Source organism: Stenotrophomonas sp. 57 (assembly GCF_030291075.1).
Taxonomy (GTDB): domain Bacteria; phylum Pseudomonadota; class Gammaproteobacteria; order Xanthomonadales; family Xanthomonadaceae; genus Stenotrophomonas.
The window spans coordinates 944,755-965,688 of record NZ_CP127407.1 but is presented as its reverse complement, the minus strand read 5'-3'; the positions used below and the strand labels follow the sequence as shown (position 1 = coordinate 965,688).

General features: G+C 65.4%; 19 protein-coding genes, 12 tRNA genes and 1 other RNA gene. 5 read left to right on the top strand and 27 right to left on the bottom strand.

Going from position 1 to position 20,934, the window contains the following annotated elements:
• Nucleotides 1-283 precede the first annotated feature (283 nt).
• The gene (gene sugE / locus QP512_RS04390; protein ID WP_286071091.1) at nucleotides 284-601 is read right to left on the bottom strand and encodes a quaternary ammonium compound efflux SMR transporter SugE; all 318 of its coding nucleotides are present in this window, start codon (nucleotides 599-601) and stop codon (nucleotides 284-286) included.
• Between the two features lie 300 nt (nucleotides 602-901).
• Between sugE and ffs the strand changes: the two genes are divergently transcribed.
• An RNA gene (ffs, locus tag QP512_RS04385) (signal recognition particle sRNA small type) lies at nucleotides 902-998 on the top strand.
• 90 nt (nucleotides 999-1,088) lie between these two features.
• Here the strand turns inward: ffs and QP512_RS04380 are convergent.
• Genes QP512_RS04380 through QP512_RS04370 form a run of 3 tightly spaced genes read right to left on the bottom strand, consistent with a single transcriptional unit; the run spans nucleotide 1,089 to nucleotide 2,991 of the window.
• Nucleotides 1,089-1,478, bottom strand: a complete 390-nt coding sequence (locus QP512_RS04380) for a nuclear transport factor 2 family protein (protein ID WP_286071090.1) — start codon at nucleotides 1,476-1,478, stop codon at nucleotides 1,089-1,091.
• Nucleotides 1,475-2,242 (bottom strand): MBL fold metallo-hydrolase, encoded by a 768-nt coding sequence (locus QP512_RS04375; protein ID WP_286071089.1) that lies wholly within the window; start codon nucleotides 2,240-2,242, stop codon nucleotides 1,475-1,477. The genes QP512_RS04380 and QP512_RS04375 overlap by 4 nt, the downstream gene beginning before the upstream one ends.
• Entirely contained in the window at nucleotides 2,242-2,991 is a 750-nt protein-coding gene (locus QP512_RS04370; RefSeq protein ID WP_286071088.1) for a 3-deoxy-D-manno-octulosonic acid kinase, read from the bottom strand. Before QP512_RS04370 ends, QP512_RS04375 begins: the two co-directional genes overlap by 1 nt.
• A gap of 20 nt (nucleotides 2,992-3,011) precedes the next feature.
• Between QP512_RS04370 and QP512_RS04365 the strand changes: the two genes are divergently transcribed.
• Nucleotides 3,012-4,058, top strand: a complete 1,047-nt coding sequence (locus tag QP512_RS04365; protein ID WP_286071087.1) for a glycosyltransferase family 9 protein — start codon at nucleotides 3,012-3,014, stop codon at nucleotides 4,056-4,058.
• Between the two features lie 46 nt (nucleotides 4,059-4,104).
• Here QP512_RS04365 and QP512_RS04360 read toward each other — a convergent pair whose 3' ends face one another.
• Complete coding sequence (locus tag QP512_RS04360; protein WP_164082466.1) at nucleotides 4,105-4,509, bottom strand: DUF6165 family protein; 405 nt, start codon at nucleotides 4,507-4,509, stop codon at nucleotides 4,105-4,107.
• A 312-nt stretch (nucleotides 4,510-4,821) separates the two neighbouring features.
• Nucleotides 4,822-4,912, bottom strand: a tRNA-Ser gene (locus QP512_RS04355).
• Between the two features lie 164 nt (nucleotides 4,913-5,076).
• Here QP512_RS04355 and QP512_RS04350 point away from each other — a divergent pair.
• Nucleotides 5,077-5,781 carry a protein phosphatase 2C domain-containing protein gene (locus QP512_RS04350; protein WP_164082257.1) on the top strand — a complete coding sequence of 235 codons (705 nt, stop codon included), beginning with the start codon at nucleotides 5,077-5,079 and terminating at the stop codon, nucleotides 5,779-5,781.
• A gap of 62 nt (nucleotides 5,782-5,843) precedes the next feature.
• Here QP512_RS04350 and dnaQ read toward each other — a convergent pair whose 3' ends face one another.
• From dnaQ to QP512_RS04335, 3 genes are read right to left on the bottom strand one after another with little or no spacing between them, the layout of a single operon-like run.
• Nucleotides 5,844-6,572 (bottom strand): DNA polymerase III subunit epsilon, encoded by a 729-nt coding sequence (gene dnaQ, locus QP512_RS04345; protein ID WP_286071086.1) that lies wholly within the window; start codon nucleotides 6,570-6,572, stop codon nucleotides 5,844-5,846.
• A gap of 4 nt (nucleotides 6,573-6,576) precedes the next feature.
• Nucleotides 6,577-7,029, bottom strand: a complete 453-nt coding sequence (gene rnhA, locus QP512_RS04340; RefSeq protein WP_004154603.1) for a ribonuclease HI — start codon at nucleotides 7,027-7,029, stop codon at nucleotides 6,577-6,579.
• Nucleotides 7,030-7,042: 13 nt separating this feature from the next.
• Nucleotides 7,043-7,687, bottom strand: coding sequence for a hypothetical protein (locus QP512_RS04335; protein WP_286071085.1), 645 nt, complete (start codon nucleotides 7,685-7,687; stop codon nucleotides 7,043-7,045).
• Nucleotides 7,688-7,698: 11 nt separating this feature from the next.
• Between QP512_RS04335 and gloB the strand changes: the two genes are divergently transcribed.
• Nucleotides 7,699-8,463 carry a hydroxyacylglutathione hydrolase gene (gene gloB / locus QP512_RS04330; RefSeq protein ID WP_164082260.1) on the top strand — a complete coding sequence of 255 codons (765 nt, stop codon included), beginning with the start codon at nucleotides 7,699-7,701 and terminating at the stop codon, nucleotides 8,461-8,463.
• Nucleotides 8,460-9,659, top strand: coding sequence for a lytic transglycosylase domain-containing protein (locus tag QP512_RS04325; RefSeq protein ID WP_164082261.1), 1,200 nt, complete (start codon nucleotides 8,460-8,462; stop codon nucleotides 9,657-9,659). The genes gloB and QP512_RS04325 overlap by 4 nt, the downstream gene beginning before the upstream one ends.
• Before the next feature lie 180 nt (nucleotides 9,660-9,839).
• Here the strand turns inward: QP512_RS04325 and QP512_RS04320 are convergent, their stop codons facing one another.
• The 18 genes from QP512_RS04320 to QP512_RS04235 form a co-directional block, all read right to left on the bottom strand.
• Nucleotides 9,840-11,795 carry a peptidyl-prolyl cis-trans isomerase gene (locus QP512_RS04320; RefSeq protein ID WP_286071084.1) on the bottom strand — a complete coding sequence of 652 codons (1,956 nt, stop codon included), beginning with the start codon at nucleotides 11,793-11,795 and terminating at the stop codon, nucleotides 9,840-9,842.
• Between the two features lie 147 nt (nucleotides 11,796-11,942).
• A tRNA-Asp gene (locus QP512_RS04315) sits at nucleotides 11,943-12,019 on the bottom strand.
• Between the two features lie 106 nt (nucleotides 12,020-12,125).
• Nucleotides 12,126-12,202, bottom strand: a tRNA-Asp gene (locus QP512_RS04310).
• Nucleotides 12,203-12,289: 87 nt separating this feature from the next.
• Nucleotides 12,290-12,366, bottom strand: a tRNA-Asp gene (locus QP512_RS04305).
• An 83-nt stretch (nucleotides 12,367-12,449) separates the two neighbouring features.
• Nucleotides 12,450-12,526, bottom strand: a tRNA-Asp gene (locus QP512_RS04300).
• Between the two features lie 26 nt (nucleotides 12,527-12,552).
• Nucleotides 12,553-12,627 (bottom strand) — tRNA-Val (locus tag QP512_RS04295).
• A gap of 11 nt (nucleotides 12,628-12,638) precedes the next feature.
• The gene (locus QP512_RS04290; RefSeq protein ID WP_004146343.1) at nucleotides 12,639-12,911 is read right to left on the bottom strand and encodes an HU family DNA-binding protein; all 273 of its coding nucleotides are present in this window, start codon (nucleotides 12,909-12,911) and stop codon (nucleotides 12,639-12,641) included.
• A 217-nt stretch (nucleotides 12,912-13,128) separates the two neighbouring features.
• Nucleotides 13,129-15,579 carry an endopeptidase La gene (gene lon / locus QP512_RS04285; protein ID WP_286071083.1) on the bottom strand — a complete coding sequence of 817 codons (2,451 nt, stop codon included), beginning with the start codon at nucleotides 15,577-15,579 and terminating at the stop codon, nucleotides 13,129-13,131.
• 142 nt (nucleotides 15,580-15,721) lie between these two features.
• Nucleotides 15,722-17,011 carry an ATP-dependent Clp protease ATP-binding subunit ClpX gene (clpX, locus tag QP512_RS04280; RefSeq protein ID WP_164082264.1) on the bottom strand — a complete coding sequence of 430 codons (1,290 nt, stop codon included), beginning with the start codon at nucleotides 17,009-17,011 and terminating at the stop codon, nucleotides 15,722-15,724.
• A 126-nt stretch (nucleotides 17,012-17,137) separates the two neighbouring features.
• Nucleotides 17,138-17,764: an ATP-dependent Clp endopeptidase proteolytic subunit ClpP gene (clpP, locus tag QP512_RS04275; protein ID WP_004146318.1), complete on the bottom strand. Its 627-nt coding sequence runs from the start codon at nucleotides 17,762-17,764 to the stop codon at nucleotides 17,138-17,140.
• A 76-nt stretch (nucleotides 17,765-17,840) separates the two neighbouring features.
• Nucleotides 17,841-19,136, bottom strand: coding sequence for a trigger factor (tig, locus tag QP512_RS04270; protein WP_164082265.1), 1,296 nt, complete (start codon nucleotides 19,134-19,136; stop codon nucleotides 17,841-17,843).
• 190 nt (nucleotides 19,137-19,326) lie between these two features.
• Nucleotides 19,327-19,411: transfer RNA gene (locus QP512_RS04265), tRNA-Leu, on the bottom strand.
• A gap of 110 nt (nucleotides 19,412-19,521) precedes the next feature.
• The gene (locus QP512_RS04260) at nucleotides 19,522-19,827 is read right to left on the bottom strand and encodes a hypothetical protein (RefSeq protein WP_164082266.1); all 306 of its coding nucleotides are present in this window, start codon (nucleotides 19,825-19,827) and stop codon (nucleotides 19,522-19,524) included.
• Nucleotides 19,828-20,031: 204 nt separating this feature from the next.
• Nucleotides 20,032-20,107 (bottom strand) — tRNA-Lys (locus QP512_RS04255).
• Nucleotides 20,108-20,304: 197 nt separating this feature from the next.
• Nucleotides 20,305-20,380: transfer RNA gene (locus tag QP512_RS04250), tRNA-Lys, on the bottom strand.
• A 79-nt stretch (nucleotides 20,381-20,459) separates the two neighbouring features.
• Nucleotides 20,460-20,536, bottom strand: a tRNA-His gene (locus QP512_RS04245).
• A 173-nt stretch (nucleotides 20,537-20,709) separates the two neighbouring features.
• Nucleotides 20,710-20,786, bottom strand: a tRNA-Arg gene (locus QP512_RS04240).
• Between the two features lie 39 nt (nucleotides 20,787-20,825).
• Nucleotides 20,826-20,902 (bottom strand) — tRNA-Pro (locus tag QP512_RS04235).
• Nucleotides 20,903-20,934: the final 32 nt, after the last annotated feature.

The following is a 20,934-nucleotide window of genomic DNA, read 5'->3' as shown; positions in this document are numbered from 1 at the left end:
CCTGGCTGCATTAACTTCTGAAAATCTTCACACCTTCACGCGAGCGCAGCCTGGAAAGGCACGCCAACGTATCCACACGCCAACGTATCCATAGGAGTGAAAACTCCCCGGTTTCGCCCTACGAATGGCGGCACTGTGCGGCCGGCGGTGCCAGTGCGACGTGAATCACGCGCGCTATTTTCATGACGCACGTCAAATAAATCCGACGGACAAAATGGTTTTGCCGAAAATGCATATACCTACAGATGACGGGGATTCCATTCCCCGCCACAAGTAAATGCATTCAGGTGCTCGAGAGTTTCATGAGTACCAGGCCGGAAACGATCAACGCCGCTGCGCCGATCCGCATCGGGCTGACCTGCTCGCCCAGGAACACAATGCCGACCACGAACGCACCGACCGCGCCGATGCCGGTCCAGATCGTATAGGCCGTGCCCAGCGGCAGGCTGCGCATGGCCACGGCCAGCAACCAGAAGCTGGCGATCATGCCGATGATCGTGACCACGGTGGGGGTGAGACGGGTGAAGCCTTCGGACTGCTTCATGGACACGGCCCAGACGATTTCCAGCAGGCCGGCAAACAACAGATAGATCCAGGCCATGACGGCCCTCCTCTTGGCAGGGCCAGGCCGTCCTGGTCTTTGATTCCCGATGTGGGGGAGGCCGTTCCTCCTGGCCGGCATTCTAGCAACGGGAGCAATGCCGGGCCGCCCCAGCCGGGAACGGGTTACAGGCGATTCAGTGCGTGAAGCTGGCATCGGCGGCCCTCCCTGCGCTAGAATGCGCGTCTGCCCTCGGACAACCGATGTGCAGTCCGGCTGTGGTCTCTGGCGCGTCGCGCGCTGCTTCCTCTGATCCGTGAACTGGCCGCCCTCGGGGCGGCCAACGTCTCTATGGTGGCCCCGTCGGCCCCTCGCGACGCTAGGTCGAAAACCCCGCCAGGGCCGGAAGGCAGCAACGGTATCGATCGACGCGGGCGCCGAGGTCAGCCGGCGGGGCCATCGCCTTTTCTGCACTGGGGTCAGATCCCTTTGCATGGCAGAGGGATCTGACCCTGGCTTCACATGCTTCGCCCGGCATGGCCCGGCGCTACCGTGCCTGCGGCGTTCCCTGGTGGAACACCACCCGCCACCCCTGCGCGTGCCGGCGCCACAGCGAGCTGCGCAGCACCCAGCCCTGTGGCTGGCCATCGAGGTGATAGCGGCTGCGATAACGCACCTGGGCCAGGTCCTGCGTCAGCAGCGAGACCGCGTACTGCTCCGATTCGATCTGCACCTGCGCCCGCTCCAGCGGGATCTCCGCCAGCGCAGCTGCACGGCCGTAACACCGACCGGAACTGCCGATCTCGCTGAAATCCTCATCCAGCAGCGCCGCAAGACGCGCACGGTCACCGCGCACCTGCGGGGTGTGCAGTGCGCGTTCCAGCTGTTCCAGTTCGGCGGCCAACCCTGCATCCGCAGGCTGGCCCACGTCCGTCACGGCGGGTCCTGCGCCAGCACGTGCGGCGCCGTCGGGCTGGCCAGCGGCACGCACTGCCCCGGCTGCGCCACCCGGTGGCCGCGCGCGGCCAGCGCCGCACCGTCAGCCACGCTGGCGTAGTGGTAGAGCATCATCCGCGCCTGCAGCTCGGCACTGTACTCACGTTCCAGATCGTCCACGCCGGTATGCGACGGGTTGCCGTGCAGGCCGCAGTCGTGGGCGATCAGTTCGTTGCCGTTGGCGAAGCGGGCCAGCATCTCCGGAACCGGCCGGGTATCACCACTCCAGGTCAGCGCGCCCTGCAGGCGCAGGCCGTAGGCCGTCTCCGGCCAGTGGTGGCGCACCGGGAAGACTTCCAGGCGCATGCCTTCGTGCCAGAACGCATCACCCACCACGATCAGCTGGAAGGCATCCCAGAAGTTGGCGCCGCCCTCGGCCAGCACGTTCGGATAGTCGCCGATGCGCTTGTGCAGCAGCGGCACCACCGTGGCCGGCACGTACAGGCGCACCTTGCCACGCCGCTGCGCACTGAAGAAGGTATCGACGAACAGCCGCTCGAAGCCGGCCACGTGGTCCAGATGCACATGGGTGACGAACAGCGCCTGCGGCATGTGCCCGTAGTGCGCCTTGAAGGCGGTCAGGCCTTCGCCGCCACAATCGATGGTCAGCCAGGGCCGGCCATCGCGTTCGATCACCGACATCGGCGAACCCAGCTCGACCGCCGACGCATTGCCGACGCCGAGGAAACGCAACGACCAGTCCATCAGGTGCCCCGGTTCCAGGCCATGTCATAGGCGCGGCGCAGCCGCGCGTAGTCCTTCTGCACGTCTTCCACGCTGCGTTCACCGCGCAGCTTGATCAGCGAGCGCAGCAGGCGCTTGAGATTGCGTTCACGCCAGGCGGTGGCCGGAATACGGATGACGCCACGGTCGAAGTCGATCAACCAGCCGTGGCCGTTGCCATCGAACAGGATGTTGTGCGCGTTGAGGTCGGCATGGTCCAGCCCGGCACGATGGAAGCGGGCGATCAGCCGACCGGTCTCCTCCCACGGCGCGCCGCGGCCGGCCACCAGTGCACGGTCGGCCAGCGAGCGCACGCCCTCGATCCGCTCCATCAGGATCGCAGCCCGGTAGCGCAGGCCCTCGCGCATGTAGAACGCGGCGATCGGCCGGGGCACGGGCAGCTTCTTTTCGCGCAGGGCACGCATCAGGCGGAACTCGGCAAAGCTCCGGGTCCGGTCCGACCCGCGCCAGAGGTACTGGTCGTGGCTGATCTTCGCTGCCAGGCCGCCGCGCAGGTAGTGGCGCAGCACGCTGGCGCCGAACGGCGCATCGATGAACCAGGCGCTGCCACGGCCGCCCTCGCCCACCGGCCGGGCCTTGCTGCCCCAGTGCTGGGGCGAGAACAGGCCGATCTCGGCTTGCCGCAGCCGCTCGCGGTCGAACAGAATGGCCCCGATGCCGCGACCCTCGCGGCATGGCGTCAGCGCTTCATTGGCGTCGAATGCGACCATTTCATTGAGTCTAACAACACATGGCATCAGCGTCCTCATCCTTGTGCCTCCTGCGCCTGTCCGCACTCGGCGATGTCACCCATGTCGTGCCCCTGGTGCGCACCCTGCAGGCCGCGCGCCCGGATACGCCGATCCATTGGATCATCGACAAGGCCGGCCACAAGCTGCTCGATGGCCTGCCGGGCGTCACCTTCCACGCCTACGACAAGAAGAGCGGCATGGCCGGCGTCAAGGAACTGCGCAAGCAGCTGCCACCGGGGCGATTTGAAGCGTTGCTGCAGATGCAGGTCGCATTCCGCGCCAACCTGCTGTCGGCCTTCATTCCGGCCGATCGCCGCATCGGCTACGACCGCAGCCGCTCCAAGGACCTGCACGGGCTCTTCATCAACGAACGCATTCCCGACCGCCCGGGCATCCACGTACTGGATGCGATCGGCAGCTTCTGCGAGCCGCTGGGCCTGCGCCAGACCGGGGTCAGTTGGGACCTGGCCGTGCCGCCGTCCGCGTACGCGTGGGCTGCGGCGCAGTGGCAGGACGATGGCCGCCCGGTACTGATGATCTCACCATGCTCCAGCCACGTGCGCCGCAACTGGTATGCGGACCGCTATGCAGCCGTGGCCAACCATGCCGCACAGCGCGGTTGGAAGGTGGTGCTGTGCGGTGGCCGCAGCGAACTGGAGCGCCGCATGGCCGATGCCATCCAGGCGCAACTGCACACGCCGGCACTGGACCTGGTCGGCAAGGATACGCTCAAGCAGCTGCCCGCCCTGCTCGCCCGCGCCACCCTGGTGATGACCCCGGACTCGGGCCCGATGCACATCGCCAACGCGATGGGTACCAAGGTGCTGGGCCTGCACGCAGCCAGCAACCCGAACCGCAGCGGCCCGTATTCGGACCGTCGCTACTGCGTGGACCGCTACGACGATGCCGCGCGCAAGTACCTGGCAAAGCAGGCCGCCGACCTGAAGTGGGGCACCAAGATCGAGTTCGACGATGTGATGGAACTGATCACCGTTGAAGACGGCATCGCCGCATTCGAACGATACGTGACGGACCACCTCACCTGAGTCGACGGATCATCGGTAGCGCCGGGCCACGCCCGGCGGTTCCACCTCACCCGCGCTGCGCGTAGTCCTGATAGGACTTCTCTTCCACGTACGCCGAACCCAGCGCCAGGTTGATCGCCTTCTTGATCCGCGCGCGCTCATCGTTGCGCAGGTAGACGCTGCGCGCCAGGTCGATGAATCCCTGGTCGAAGGCCTGCGCCTTCTCCTTCAGGCGGATGTCGTCCTCGATGTCCCACAGCTGTTCGTTGACCGCCTTCAGCTCGGCGCGCAGCTTGGCGATGTCCTTCACCGCTGCCGGGTGTGCCATCCAGGTCTGCTCCAGCGCCGACAGTTCCTTGCGCACGTTGGCCAGCTTGCCCTCGTCGCTGATGCGCTCGGACTTGATCTGCAGGATCGAGATCTTGTCCAGCAGCTCGCCGAAGGAAACGGGGACGAGGATTTCAGCGGTCATGGGGAGAAGCTCCAGCAGGTGATGCGTGCAGTTTAACCCGCGGCTCGCGATGGGACAGGTAGATCCACGCCATGCGTGGATGGTTCAGCCCGGCAGCAGGAGCATCCACGCATGGCGTGGATCTGCTGATGCATCTGGAGGAACAAGCCCCCCCCCTGTCGAGGGGCTGCCCCGACGGGGGCGGGGAGAGGCAGGCAAAGGGAGGGCCCCACGCGTTGCACAGCAACGTGTGGGGCGACGCGCGAAACGCGCGTCGCGTCCCGCGCCAGATAAAAGAAAAGGGCTGCCTTTCGGCAGCCCTTTTCTTTTATCTGGCGGAGAGGGGGGGATTCGAACCCCCGAGGCGCTATAAACGCCTGCCTGATTTCGAGTCAGGTACATTCAACCACTCTGCCACCTCTCCGGGTGGTCCCCGGCAGACCGGGGACGCGCATGATACGAGGAAGTGAGGCCGACGACAAGTCATTCCGGCCCATGAAGTGAAAATTTCCTGAGTGCATGCCTTGCCGGATGTCTGCTGCCCCCCGATGATGCCTGTCTCCCCGCAATACCCCGCCCCTGCCCACCATGATCGAATTCGGACACCTCACCCACCCCGGCATGCGCCGCGAGCTCAACGAGGACACCTACTACGGTGACAGCGAGCTGGCCCTGTGGCTGGTGGCCGACGGCATGGGCGGGCCCGCCTGCGGCGAAGTGGCCAGCGCGCTGGCACGCGAAACCATCGTGCGCGAGATCCGCTGCGGCGCGCCGCTGGCGCAGGCCATCCGCACTGCGGACGAAGAGATCATCCGCACCTCGCGCCGACGCAACGACACGCTGCCGATGGGCACCACCGTGGTTGCCGCGCGCGTGCAGGGCAATCGCTATGAAGTGGCGTGGGTCGGCGACAGCCGCGCCTACCTGTGGCGCGACGGCCAGCTTGCGCAGCTCAGCCAGGACCACAGCGTGGTGCAGGAACTGGTCGCGCAGGGCAACCTGACCGCCGAACAGGCGCGCGCACATCCGCACCGCAACGTGGTCACCCAGGCGCTGGGCGTGACCGACCCGGCGCATCTGAACGTGGCCACCACCAGCGGTGAGCTGCGCCCGGGCATGCAGCTGCTGCTGTGCAGTGACGGCCTGACCGAGGAAGTGGACGACCGCGGCATCGCCCGCACCCTGGCATTCGACGATGCCAGCGCGCAGGAATGCGTGGACACACTGGTGGCGGCCGCACTCGATGGCGGCGGCCGCGACAACATCAGCGTGATCCTGGTCCGCTGCCACTGAGCCTCGCGCACGAGCCGAGCATGGGCTCGGCTCGACAGTGGATCCACGAAATGCGTGGATGATCAGGCGCTGGCGGGTTCTTCCACCTTCGGGCCATCCCACAACGCGTGGCCAGCCTTCTTGCGCAGCCGCTCCAGGCGCGCATTGTGCGCTTCCAGTTCCGACGGCGTGGCCACCACGCGCGGGCGCGGCAGCAGCTTGCTGTGGTCGAAGGCCGGCAGCGCAGCGCCTGCCGCCCCGCCCTCATCTTCCAGGCCAAAGCCGATCTCTTCCTGGCCCGAGGTCAGCGCGATATAGACATCGCCCAGGATCTGCGCATCGAGCAGGCCGCCGTGCAGCGCACGGTGCGAGTTGTCCACGCCCAGCCGCTTGCACAGCGCATCCAGCGAGTTGCGCTGGCCCGGGAAGCGCTCGCGCGCCATCACCAGCGTATCGATCACGGTGCAGCGGTCAGTGATCTTCCCGTACTGCGGCCCCAGCAGCGACAGCTCGTTGTCGAGGAAGCCCAGGTCGAACGCCGCGTTGTGGATGATCAGCTCGGCGCCATCGATGAAGGCCAGGAATTCGTCGGCGATCTGCGCGAAGTCCGGCTTGTCAGCAAGGAACTCCAGGGTCAGGCCGGTGACTTCCTGCGCGCCCTGTTCGAACTCGCAGTCCGGCTTGATGTACTGGTGGTAGTTGTTGCCGGTCGGGCGGCGCTTGAACAGCTCCACGCAGCCGATTTCGACGATGCGGTTGCCCTTCTTCCATTCCAGGCCGGTGGTTTCGGTATCAAGGATGATCTGACGCATGGGCTCAGTTTACCGGGCTCGAGTCGCGGACCTGGATGGCCGCGTTGCGTGCCAGGGTATCCACGCGTTCATTGTCCGGATCGCCGGAATGCCCCTTCACCCAGCGCCAGTCGATCTGGTGCCGCAGCGTGGCCGCATGCAGGCGCTCCCACAGCTCGCGGTTCTTCACCGGGTCGCCGCCGGCGGTCTTCCAGTTCTTGCGGATCCAGCCCGGCATCCACTGGGTCAGGCCCTGCCGCACGTACTGCGAGTCGGTGTAGAGCACGATGTTGCACGGCTCGGTGAGCGTCTCCAGCCCTGAAATGGCCGCCATCAGCTCCATCCGGTTGTTGGTGGTGTGCGCTTCACCGCCACTGAGCTCGCGCTCATGGCCCTTGTAGCGCAGCAACGCGGCCCAGCCGCCGGGGCCGGGATTGCCGAGGCAGGATCCGTCGGTGTGGATTTCGATGGTCTTCAATACAACTCCAGAATCAGGTGGCAACGGTGCCGTGCCAGCGCACCGGCAACGGTTTTGGCCCGGGCAGGGCCAGCGTGCGTTTTTCCGCGTGGAACAGGCAGGCGGCGCGCAGCGGTGCCAAGCCTCCCGGACGCCGGCTGCCGGCACCCCGCCAGAGCGGGCCGAGGTAATGCACATCGTCGCACTCCAGGCCATGGCGGCCGAGCAGCAGGCGGATCCGCTGCGGGGTGCGCACGACCAGCCCATGCCGGCGCCAGTGCGTGCGGTACGGGCTGAACGGGTTGAGGCTGCTCAGCCACAAATGCCCGCCCGGCATCAGCACGCGCTCGCACTCGTCGAGCAGCTGGTCGGCATCGCCTGTGGTGACATGCTGCAGCACGATCGCATTGACGCTCTCGTTGGCCAGGGGCAAGGGCAGCGCGCAGCGGCTATCGCCGGCATAGCCCAGCCCCTGCCGGTACAGGCGCAGGCCGCGCGCACCCAGCTGCGCGTCCTCCAGCCAGGCCGCACTCGGCGCGATCCAGAGCCAGGGCTGCGTCGGCAGCACCGACAGCTGCGGCAGCAGCAACTGCCGTTCCAGAACGCGCAGGGCCGCCGCCGGCTCGCTGTCGAACCACGGGGTCTGGCTCGCTTGACGGGTGCTCTGCGACGCGGGCATGGTCCAATTCTATGCGACTGACTGCCCTGCCCGCATTTGCGGACAACTACATCTGGACGCTGATCGACGACGATGGCGCCGCCGTGGTCATTGACCCGGGCGATGCTGCGCCGGTGCTTGCGCTGGCCGATCAGGGCCTGCGCGTGGACACGATCCTGCTCACCCACCACCACGACGACCACATCGGTGGCGTGCCGGAGCTGCGCGCGCGTTTCCCCGACGCGCGGGTCATCGCGCCGGTCGAAGAGCGCATTCCCACCGCGACCGAGCGGGTCGGTGAAGGTGAACGCGTTCAGGCACTGGGGCAGATGTTCCACGTACTATCCGTGCCCGGGCATACCCGCAGCCACATCGCGTTTCACACCGCTGAACATCTTTTCAGCGGAGATTCGTTGTTCAGCCTGGGCTGTGGACGTCTGTTCGAAGGTACGCCGTCCCAGCTGCTGGCATCGATGCGCAAGCTGGGTACCTTGCCCGCGCAACTGCTGCTTTGTTGCGCCCACGAGTACACCGTGTCAAATGCCGTCTTCGCGCGGCATGTCGACCCCGCCAACGCTGCCCTGTGGCAGCGCCAAGAGGAGGCTTTGGCCATGCGCCGCGATGACCGTTCCACCCTGCCGGTAACCCTGGCCAACGAATTCGACTGCAATCCCTTCCTGCGTGTGCACGCGGCGCCGATCCGTGCGTCGGTATCCGCACACCTGGGCCGTGACGTCGTGGACGACGTCGACGTGATGGCCGGTCTCCGGCACTGGAAAGACGGCTTCCGCGCATGATGCGCCGAAGTCTGCCGCTGGCCCTGGGCCTTGTCCTGGGGCTGGCCGGAACCGCGGGCGCACAGTCGCTGGGCGCCGGCATCAGCCAGAACCTGACCGCCGCCGCGGCCCTGCCGCTGGATCCGTCCGCGCTGCCGGCGGCCTCGGTGCGCAACGGGCAGGATATCTTCACCAGCTTCCGCGACGGCCTGGCCGAACCCAGCTGTGACGCGGAGGCCACCAGCCCGCGCTGGCAGAAGCAGTTCGCCCACGCCCCCTCGCGCCTGGCCAACCAGGATGACGATGCGCTGGTGCTGTTCGGCTACGTGGTCGAAGAGCTGCGCAAGGCCAACCTGCCCACCGAATTCGCGCTGATCCCGTTCGTGGAAAGCGGCTACCGGCCCAATGCCCGCAACGGCAGCGGCCCGACCGGCCTGTGGCAGTTCATCGCCACCACCGCGCGCAACCACCGCGTGCCAATGGCCAACGGCTATGACGGCCGCCTGTCGGCGGTCGACTCGACCCAGGCCGCGGTTCGCTACCTGAAGACCCTGCACGGCATGTTCGGCGGCGACTGGCGCCTGGCCACCATGGCCTACAACGCCGGTGAGTACCGCGTGCTGCAGTCCATGCGCAAGGCCGGCATGAACGCGCAGAACGCCAAGCCTTCGGCGCTGCCCGGCCTGTCGCCGGTCACCCACGCCTACGTCGAGAAGCTGCATGCCCTGGCCTGCGTGCTGGAAGACGTGGAAGACCAGCCGGGCGTGATGGCCTCGCTGGACCGCACCGTGCCAGTGCTGAAGGACCATACCCTGCCCGCAGGCACCAGCGTCCAGCAGTGGGCCGCACAGCGCGCCCTGGACCCGGCCAGGATCGCCCGCCTCAACCCGGCCCTGGCCAGCGGGGGCCGCGCCTCCGGCACCACCCGCGTACTGGCACCGGTCTCGGCCGCAAATGCGACGGCAACGGAGGCCGCGACCGCGCTGGTCGCCAGCGCCGCACCGGTCGCTTCGGCCACACCGACGCCGCAGGTCGCCAAGACCGTTGCCGCGATCGCCGATCGTCCCCGCAACCGTCGCCACACCGTGCGCGATGGCGAGTCGGCCTGGACCATCGCCCGCCGTTACGGCATGCCGGTGAAGGCGCTGCTGTCCCTGAACGGCCTGAGCGGCAGCAGCGTGCTGAAGCCGGGCGCGGTGCTGCGCGTCGAGGACTGACGCGCGAGCCAGCGCCTCCCTGTAGAGCCGAGCCCATGCTCGGCTTTTTCATGTCCACGCCCTGCCGGGGTTCATGACAGGCCGAGCATGGGCTCGGCTCTACAGTTCAATGTCCACCGTCTCCCCCAACAAAAAAGGCCCGGCATTGCCGGGCCTTTCTCGTCCTGCCCGCCGCGAGGCTTACAGGTTCGCTTCGGTGGTCTGGATCACGAACTTCTTGCGCATCGTCTCGATGTAGCCCTTCGCAGCAGCCATGCCGTCGATCTGGCTCAGCTGGTCCTTCAGCTGCTTCTGCTGCTCGGCAGTCACTTCCTTGATGTCGCCCGGGTTGACCTTGTTCACCGCGAACAGCAGCGCGTGGCCGTTGACGTCGACCTTGCCGTAGCTCGGCTTGCCCTCGGCCGGCACCGGCGCGCTGAAGATCGCGCGGTTGATTTCCGGGGTCGGCACCGGCTGGCTGCGCGGGAGGCCCGGCATCGGGCTCAGCTGCAGCTTCTCGCTGGCGGCCAGCGACTGCAGCGTGGCCCCCGCCTTCAGCTTGGCCAGCACGGCATCGGCCGCCTTGTCGCTGGCCTGGCGCTGGCGATCGGCACGGATTGCCGCGATGACCTGTTCACGCGCCTTGTCCAGCGGCAGGGCCTGTTCCGGGGTATGCGCGGCCACGCGGATGACCACGCTGTGGTTGGTCGCGCCGCCCAGGGCGATCGGATCGCTGGCGGTCCCGTCCTGCACCAGCACGTCGGAGAAGGCGGCACGCAGCACGGCCGGATCAGCGGCGATGCCGCTGGCGGTGGCACGGGTGATCGGGCCCAGGGTCTGCAGCGGCAGGCCCACTTCCTTGGCCGCAGCGGCCAGGTCGCTCGGGCTCTTGTTGATGGCATCGACCAGACGGCCGGCCAGTTCGTTGAAGCCGCGCTCGCCGTCGGCCTTCAGCTGCTCGGCAGCCAGCGTGTCACGCACTTCCTCGAAGGACTTGCCCTGGCCACCACGGACCGCGGCAACCTTGATGATGTGATAGCCGAATTCGGTCTTGACCGGACCGATCACGTCACCGGCCTTGGCAGCGAACAACGCATCTTCGAACGGCTTCACCATTGCGCCGCGCTCGACCCAGCCCAGGTCGCCGCCCTGGTCCTTGGAGCCCGGATCTTCCGAATTGGCCTTGGCCAGTGCACCGAAGTCGGCGCCGGCGGCCTTGGCCTCTGCAGCGATCTTGTTGGCCTTGGCTTCAGCACCGTCGCCGGTGATCAGGATGTGCGCGGCCTGACGCTGTTCCGGCGAGGTGAACTTCGCCTTCTCGTCTTCATAGCGCTTGCGCAGGGTGGCTTCATCGGCTGCGGTCGGCGCCGGCAGGTTCGCGCCATTGAGTTCGACGTACTCCAGCGACACGCTCTCGGCCTGGCGGAAGTCCTTGCCGTGGCTGTCGTACCACTGCTTGATCTGCGCATCGGTCACCGGCGCGGTATCGGCCGGCACTTCCGGCAGCGCGGCCAGTTCGACGTCGCGGGTTTCGCCCAGCAGCTTCAGCAGGCGCTCGGTCTCGGACTGGGTAACAAAGCCGGAGTTCTGCAGGCCCGACGGAATCACCGACTGCTGCAGGCTCTCACGCACCAGCTCCTGGAACTGCGTAGGGGTACGCGGCGGATTGCCACCGGCCAGGGCCAGGCGGTAGTTGTTCTCGTTGAACTTGCCGTTCGCGTCGAGGAACGCCGGGATGGTGGCGATGTACTCGCGCACCGCGCCATCACCGATCACCACGCCGGCCTGCTCGCCGACCAGGCGCACGACCTGCTCGTCGATCAGCTGATCGAGCACGGCCAGCTTGTTCTCAGTGCTTTCGAACGCGCGCGGGTCGAAATTCTCGCCCTGCTGCTGGCGCTCACGCATGCGCTCCTGCTCGAAACGGGTGCGGAAATCCTGCGCGCTGATCTCATGGTGCTGCCACAGCATGCGCACCGGCCACCACGACGGGGCCGAACGCCACCAGGTCGGCGGCGCGGAAACCTTGGCCACGTTCTGTGCGCCAACGCCACCGAGGTAGCTGTTGTCGATCACGAACAGGAACGGAATCATCAGCAGCCCCAGGATCACGGTGACGATCCAGCCTGAGGTCTTGTCGCGGAGTTTCTGCAGCATGGTGAGGAATCACAAGGCCTGATTGGCGAGCCCGGCAGTGTAACCCGCTTCGCCGCAGGGACCAAAAGCAGCACCGGCGTGGCCTGCGCAACGCTTCGCGACGGCACAAAGAAAAAGCCCCCGGCTTGCGCCGAGGGCTTTTAGAGTTGGCGGAGCGGACGGGACTCGAACCCGCGACCTCCGGCGTGACAGGCCAGCATTCTAACCAGCTGAACTACCGCTCCGCGCTGAAACGTTGCAGGCGCCCAGTATATCCGAAGACTCCCTGGAAACCCAGCCCGATGAACACTTTTTTCAAAGTTTTTTCACAGGGACTTAAGAATTCTGCAATGGCGGAGCGGACGGGACTCGAACCCGCGACCTCCGGCGTGACAGGCCAGCATTCTAACCAGCTGAACTACCGCTCCGTTCTTGCAAAAACCTTTTCGCCTTCTTCCCGAACTTTCCGGGGAGAAGACAAGGCCCCCGGCTTCAGGCCGGGGGCCTCGATGTAATGGCGGAGCGGACGGGACTCGAACCCGCGACCTCCGGCGTGACAGGCCAGCATTCTAACCAGCTGAACTACCGCTCCGCGTTGTTGCTTTTCTGCTTTCCAGCCGGCCTGGACCGGGAAGAAAACAAAGCCTCCAGCTTTTGGCCGGAGGCCTCGTTGAATGGCGGAGCGGACGGGACTCGAACCCGCGACCTCCGGCGTGACAGGCCAGCATTCTAACCAGCTGAACTACCGCTCCACACTCAAACGTTTACCGCGGTGCTGTGGTGGGTGCTGAGGGTTTCGAACCCCCGACCCTCTCCGTGTAAAGGAGACGCTCTACCGCTGAGCTAAGCACCCCAGCGAGCCGCTTAGTTTACAGCATCCTTCAGGGCCTTACCAGCCTTGAAAGACGGATTCTTCGAAGCAGCGATCTTGATGGTGTCGCCGGTCTTCGGGTTGCGGCCGGTGCGTGCAGCACGGTCGCGGACCTGGAAGGTACCGAAGCCAACCAGGGTGACCGCATCGCCGTCCTTCAGCGCCTTGGTGACGGCAGCAACGACGGCATCGACAGCGCGGCTGGACTCGGCCTTGGTCAGGTCGGCAGCTTCAGCAACGGCATCGATCAATTCGGTCTTGTTCATTCTCTACAACTCCTTTGGCGGTGGGTTCCGCTTATTCGACAGGGAAGCAACCGCATGCCTTCTGCATGCGGCCGCCATGTGGAAACGGTTCGCCGATTCAGTCATCGCTGACAGCGATCACTCATTCGCGAGTGCTGCTTTTATACCAGTGGCCCTACCCCCACGCAAGCTGGAAAGCCAGCAACGACGCGGGTTTCGGGCCATTGGACAGCGCGCGTCAATGCTTGACGCGCGCGCTTCCACTCGGTTTGGCCTTGCTGCGCACCGTGACACGTTGCGCACTCTTGCGCGCCTTCTTCGGTACCAACGGACGCTCCAGCGCCAGGTCCAGGACTTCTTCGATGTACTTCACCGGCACGATCTCCAGATCGCGGGTGACGTTGGCCGGAATGTCGGCCAGGTCCTTGCGGTTCTCTTCCGGAATGATGACGGTGCGGATGCCGCCACGCAGTGCGGCCAGCAGCTTCTCCTTCAACCCACCGATGGCAGTGACGCGACCGCGCAGGGTGATCTCGCCGGTCATCGCCACGTCGGCACGCACCGGCACCTTGGTCAGCATCGAAACCAGCGAGGTGACCATCGCCGCGCCGGCGCTCGGGCCGTCCTTCGGCGTGGCGCCATCGGGCACGTGCAGGTGCACGTCGTGCTTCTGCAGGAAGTCGCTGTCGATGCCGAAGCCGACCGCGCGCGAACGCACCACCGACAGCGCCGCCGACGCCGATTCCTTCATCACGTTGCCCAGCTGGCCGGTCAGGATCAGCTGGCCCTTGCCCGGCACCAGCGTCGATTCGATCTGCAGCAGATCGCCACCGACTTCGGTCCAGGCCAGGCCGGTGACCAGGCCGATCTCGTTTTCTTCCTCGGCACGGCCGAAGTCGAAGCGACGCACGCCCAGGTACTTGTCCAGGTTCTTGCTGGACACGCTCACCAGCGCCTTTTTCTTCGCACCCCTCTTCGCCTTCGCCGCCGGCTGCGGGCCGGCCAGCGCGATCTCCTTGACCACCTTGCGGCAGATCTTGGCGATCTCGCGTTCCAGGTTGCGCACGCCCGATTCGCGCGTGTAGTAGCGCACGATGTCCTGGATGGCATCGCTGCCGATCTCCAGCTCTTCCGGCTGCAGGCCGTTGGCCTTGATCTGCTTGGGCACCAGGTAGCGGGTGGCGATGTTGAGCTTCTCATCCTCGGTGTAGCCGGGGATGCGGATCACTTCCATGCGATCCAGCAGCGGGCCGGGAATGTTGAGCGAGTTCGAGGTGGCCACGAACATCACTTCGGACAGGTCCAGGTCCACTTCCAGGTAGTGGTCGTTGAAGGCGTTGTTCTGTTCCGGGTCGAGCACTTCCAGCAGCGCCGAGGACGGATCGCCACGGAAGTCCATCGACATCTTGTCGATCTCGTCCAGCACGAACAGCGGGTTCTTGCTGCCGACCTTGTTGAGGTTCTGCACGATGCGGCCCGGCATCGAACCGACGTAGGTGCGGCGGTGGCCACGGATCTCGGCCTCGTCGCGCACGCCGCCCAGCGACATGCGCACGAACTTGCGGTTGGTGGCCTTGGCGATGGACTGGCCCAGCGAGGTCTTGCCCACGCCCGGCGGCCCGACCAGGCACAGGATCGGGCCCTTCATCTGCTTCACGCGCGACTGCACCGCCAGGTATTCAAGGATGCGTTCCTTGACCTTCTCCAGGCCGTAGTGATCGGCGTCCAGGGTGTCCTGCGCAGCCTTGAGGTCCTTGCGCACCTTGCTGCGCTTCTTCCACGGCACGCCCAGCAGCCACTCCAGGTAATTGCGCACGACGGCCGCTTCGGCCGACATCGGCGACATCTGCTTGAGCTTGTTCAGTTCGTTGCGTGCCTTGGCTTCAACAGCCTTCGGCATGCCGGCTTCGGCGATCTTGCGGGCCAGCTCTTCCAGCTCGCCCGGCGCGTCGTCCAGGTCACCCAGTTCCTTCTGGATGGCCTTCATCTGTTCGTTGAGGTAGTACTCGCGCTGGCTCTTCTCCATCTGCGACTTGACGCGGCCGCGGATGCGCTTCTCCATCTGCTGCACGTCGATCTCGCCGTCGACCAGGCCCACCAGCATCTCCAGGCGGTCGCCCACGGCCAGCGTTTCCAGCAGGCGCTGCTTGTCGGCCAGGCGCACGCTGATGTGCGCGGCGATGGTGTCGGCCAGGCGCGCCGGCTCATCGATGCCCGACAGCGTCTGCAGCAGTTCCGGCGGCAGCTTGCGGTTGGTCTTGACGTACTGCTCGAACAGTGACATCAGCGAGCGGGCGATCGCTTCGACTTCGCGCGCTTCGCGCTCGTCGGTGGCGTCGATCTCCACGGCCTGGCCGTGCAGCGAGCCGTTGCGTTCGTCCACGTGGGTGACCTGCACGCGCGACAGGCCTTCGACCAGCACCTTGATGGTGCCGTCGGGCAGCTTCAGCAGCTGCAGCACCTGCGCCAGCGTACCGACCTGGTAGAGGTCGGCCGCATGCGGGTCGTCGGTCTCGGCCGACTTCTGCGCCAGCAGCAGGATGCGCTTGTCCGATTCCATTGCCTGTTCAAGCGCGTGCATGGACTTGTCACGGCCGACGAACAGCGGGATGACCATGTGCGGGAACACCACTACGTCGCGCAGCGGCAGGACCGGCAGGTCGAGGGTTTCACTTGGGGAACGGGCCATGGGGGCTCCAGGGAAGGGGAAAACCGCCTCCGGGAGGGCATCTTCCGGAGACAAAAAAAGCCGATGGCCCCGTTATGGGGCCATCGGCTTTCAGATGCAAGGCATTCCTTGAAAATCCTTTCCAATCAACAACCTGGAAGGATCACTCGGCGCCTGCGGCCTTCTGTTCAGGGGCCGCCGGGGTCTGGTAGATCAGGTACGGCTCGGACTTGTGCTCGATCACCGACTCGTCCACCACCACCTTGCTGACGTTTTCCTGCGACGGCAGGTCGTACATGGTGTCCAGCAGGACCGACTCGACGATGGTACGCAGGCCACGGGCACCGGTCTTGCGCTTGAGCGCCTTGCGGGCAATGGCCGACAACGCGTCCGGACGGAACTCCAGCTCGACGTTCTCCATCTCGAACAGCTTCTTGAACTGCTTGGTGATGGCGTTCTTCGGCTCGGTCAGGATCTTGATCAGGGCCGGCTCGTCCAGCTCCTCCAGGGTCGCCACCACCGGCAGGCGGCCGACGAACTCGGGGATCAGGCCGAACTTGATCAGGTCTTCCGGCTCGACTTCGGCCAGCACCTTGCCCACTTCCTGCTTGCGCTCGCTGCTCTTCACCTTGGCGCCGAAGCCGATGCTGCCGACGTCGGCGGAACGGGCCTGGATCACCTTGTCCAGCCCGGCGAACGCGCCGCCGCAGATGAACAGGATGTTCTTGGTGTCCACCTGCAGGAATTCCTGCTGCGGGTGCTTGCGGCCGCCCTGCGGCGGAACGCTGGCCACGGTGCCTTCGATCAGCTTCAGCAGGGCCTGCTGCACGCCTTCGCCGGACACATCGCGGGTGATCGACGGGTTCTCGCTCTTGCGCGAGATCTTGTCGATTTCATCGATGTAGACGATGCCCTGCTGCGCCTTCTCGACGTCGTAGTCGCACTTCTGCAGAAGCTTCTGGATGATGTTCTCCACGTCCTCGCCCACGTAACCGGCTTCGGTCAGCGTGGTGGCGTCGGCCATGGTGAACGGCACGTTGAGCAGGCGGGCCAGGGTCTCGGCCAGCAGGGTTTTGCCCGAACCGGTCGGGCCGACCAGCAGGATGTTCGACTTCGCCAGTTCGACGTCGTCGTTCTTCTGCCGGCTCTCGATGCGCTTGTAGTGGTTGTACACGGCCACGGCCAGGGTGCGCTTGGCGCGGTTCTGGCCGATCACGTACTGGTCGAGCACCTCGAGGATCTCGCGCGGCTTCGGCAGCGAACTGCGCGCCGACTGCGCCTTTTCCTCAAGTTCCTCGCGGATGATGTCGTTGCACAGCTCCACGCATTCATCACAGATGAACACGCTCGGACCCGCAATCAGCTTGCGCACTTCATGCTGGCTCTTGCCGCAGAAAGAGCAGTAGAGGATCTTGCCGGTGTCCGTGGAACGACCTTGGCGGTCTTCGCTCATGCTTCGCTTACCCAGTTACCCCACCCGCTGAACGGGGGTTCGATTCGAGAATAGCACAGGGCCGAGGGGACGCCAGTCCCGCCCGACCCTGCAGGAACGGGGCCTCCATGGCCCCGTGAAGGCCGGTCAGCCGGCCTGGATCGACTCATCCGGACGACGCTCCAGGACCTGGTCGACCAGACCGTAGGCCTGCGCCTCGAAGGCGCTCTTGAAGTTGTCGCGCTCGGTGTCACGCGCGATCGTCTCCAGCGACTGGCCGGTGTGCTTGGCCAGCACCTCGTTCAGCCGCGAACGCAGGGTCAGGATCTCACGCGCGTGGATGTCGATGTCGGTGGCCTGGCCCTGGTAGCCGCCCAACGGCTGGTGGATCATCACACGCGAGTTGGGCAGCGCATAGCGCTTGCCGGCTTCGCCTGCGGCCAGCAGCAGGGCGCCCATCGAGGCAGCCTGGCCGATGCAGGTGGTGCTCACATTCGGCTTGATGTACTGCATGGTGTCGTAGATCGCCATGCCGGCGGTGACCACGCCACCCGGCGAGTTGATGTAGATGTTGATGTCCTTTTCCGGGTTTTCCGATTCCAGGAACAGCAACTGCGCCACCACCACGTTGGCCATGTGATCGTCGATCGGGCCCACGAGGAAGATCAGGCGCTCCTTCAACAGGCGCGAATAGATGTCGTAGGCACGCTCGCCGCGGCTGGTCTGCTCGACCACCATCGGAACCAGGTTCAGGGCTTTGGTTCGGTTGTCCATTACGTGAGGTACCTATCTTGGGGGGCAACAACCCCGCGCCGGCAAAGGCGCGGGGCATCCGGTGATCCGCCCGGGCTTACTGGCGGATCGCGTCCTGGAACGACAGCTTCTCTTCGGTGTGCTGGGCACGCTCGGCGATCCAGTCGATCACCTGCTCTTCCATCACACGGTTCTGCAGGCCAGACATCAGCTGGGGGTCATTGCGGTACATCTCAATGACCTGGTCCGGCTCTTCGTAGGTCGAAGCGATCAGGCGCATCGTTTCGTTCAGGCGCTTGGCTTCCAGGCGCAGGTCGTTGATGCGGGCCACTTCACCGACCAGCAGGCCGACCAGCACGCGCTTGGCGGCAGCGTCCTTGAAGCCTTCGTGGGCGTCGGCCGGGATCTCGCCGACGTTCTGGCCATTGCGGCGGATCTGCTCAACCTGCTGGGCCAGCATGGCGCGGGCTTCGTTTTCGACCAGGCGCGGCGGCATTTCCACCGAGGAATAGGCGGCGATCAGCTGCTCGCCCACTTCGCGGCGCAGGCGGTTCATCAGGGCGCCCTTCAGCTCGCGCTCCAGGTTGGCGCGGATGTCGCTGCGGAACTGCTCTACATCGCCACCCTTCACGCCGAAGCTCTTGATGAAGGCTTCGTCTACCGCCGGCACGACCGGCTCGGAGACTTCGGCAACCTTGACGGTGACCTGCACGGTCTTGCCGGCCAGCACCGGCACGCGCCAGTCAGCCGGGAACTCGACGTCCAGGGTCTTCTCTTCACCCTTGGCCAGGCCGACCAGGCCCTTCTCGATGGTCTCGAACATCATGCCCTGGCCGAGCACGATCGAACCCTTCTCGGTGCCCTCGGCCGGCAGGCGCTCTTCGCCGGCCTGCGACCAGGTTTCCACCGCGACCAGGTCACCGTCCTGCGCGCCACGGCTGACCGGGGCCCAGGTACGACGCTGGTTCTGCAGGTTCTCGATCATCTGGTCGATGTCGGCGTCGGTGATCTCGGCGGTGTGGCGCACGACGGTCAACTTGCTGACGTCGATGTCGCCGAAGTCCGGCACCACTTCCACGGTGGCCACGAAGGAGAATTCACCCTCGTCGCCCTTGTCGATGCGCGGGCTGCCGACGATGCGCAGGTCGTGCTCGCGAACGGCCGCGTCGAAGGTTTCGCGCAGCAGGCCGTCCAGCGCCTCGCCACGGACCTGCGCGCCGAAGCGCTGCTCGATCACCTTGGCCGGCACCTTGCCCGGACGGAAGCCCTTGATGCGGGTGGTACGGGCGATTTCGCCCAGGCGGCCGACGATGTGGCTCTGCAGACGGTCTTCCGGCAGCGAGAAGCTCAGGCGGCGTTCCAGGCTGCCGGTGGATTCGATCGAAGCTTGCATGTTGACTCCTGCCACCGGTGGCCCAGGCCCCCGGCTCGATGATTGGGATGAAACGGTTGTAAGGACACGGCGTCTGGGACGCGCCTGCTTGCCGCAGCCCTTTAGTTTCGCCCAATTTGGCCTGCACTGCCAGCGCGTGCTGGTCAAGGGGCGCAGCGGGCCCGATCTGGGCGGGGAGACAGGCCGGCACTGGTGCGAAAGGGGGGACTCGAACCCCCACGCCTTGCGGCACTGGAACCTAAATCCAGGGCGTCTACCAATTCCGCCACTTTCGCGTGGCCGGCACAGGCGTTCATTGTCGCAGGCGGGGGCCGGAAGCGGAAGGCCTGCACAAAGCTGAATCTGCCATCCCGGGCGACCGGCAGCCGCCCGGGACGGGCTTGGATCAGGGTTTCAGGGGTGCGGCGGGCGCTGCGTCAGCTCCCTGCCCGCCTGCTGCGTCCACGTTGCGGACCTCGATGCCACCGCCGTCGGTCCGGCGCAGCTGCACCGCTTCGGGCTGGGTCACGCCTTCAGCCGGTGCCGCCGGCTGCATCTCCATCGCCTCACCGACAGGACGTGCGGGAACATGCTGCGCATCGGCGTCGCGCTGCACGGTCTGCGCCGGGTCGCCCGGCGGGCTGCAGGCAGCGAGCGCCGCCAGCGCGAGCAGAACCAGCGCCCCTGAAACGCGTCGGTTGATATCGGTCATCAGATTCTTCTTCATGCATGCGCCATCGGCGCGGAAGAACCATTGAGTGCGATGCAGGACACGAAGCGGTGAGAAGCAGCGCACAGCATTGAAAACACTGATGACGCGTATGACCCCGGTTTCATCGCCGCTTCAGTGGATCCACGCCCACAGCCCGGCCACAGGCAAGAAAAAAGCCACTTGGCTGACCAAGTGGCTTTCGTCTGGTGGGCTGTCAAGGATTCGAACCTTGGACCTATTGATTAAGAGTCAACTGCTCTACCAACTGAGCTAACAGCCCGAAATCGGGGCGCGAATTATGACCCGATCCGCTCGGAGGGCGCAAGCACTTTTTTCAACGTCGTTGAAACCAGCACTGCGGTCCCGCTGCTGCTGCAGATCCGCGCCAGGCGGGGTTCTGCAGCATGTGATCCATCGAAACGAAGGGGTCACACTTATAAGAAAAAAGCCACCTGGCGTACCAGGTGGCTTCCGTTTTGGTGGGCCGTCAAGGATTCGAACCTTGGACCTATTGATTAAGAGTCAACTGCTCTACCAACTGAGCTAACGGCCCGTGAAACTCAGACGCACATTGTAGCGTGCATTCTGTTTATTGCAATACCGTTTCGGCTGCGCCGACGCGGTTGAATCAGTGGGGTGGCTGAGGGGATTCGAACCCCCGACCACCGGAATCACAATCCGGTACTCTAACCAACTGAGCTACAGCCACCACTGAAACTTTCGCTCCACGCCGCTACTGCCGACGCGGGAACTTCAAACCTTTGCCTGGAGACTGTCACCGAAGTTCCGATCCGCCGAAGCGAGTCCGATATTCTGGTGGAGTCTTTACGCTTTTGCAAGCACTTCTTCACATCCGTTGATGCGACCCCGGTGCCTCGCCAATGGCGCGCCCGACAGGAATCGAACCTGTAACCGCCGGCTTAGAAGGCCGGTGCTCTATCCAGTTGAGCTACGGGCGCCCGAACCGGAACGGTGTCCAATCCGACGTGGCGTGGGATTGGTCGGGGTAGAGGGATTCGAACCCCCGACATCCTGCTCCCAAAGCAGGCGCGCTACCAGACTGCGCTATACCCCGGTCTTGCAATCCCCTCGGGCCAGGCCCGGGGA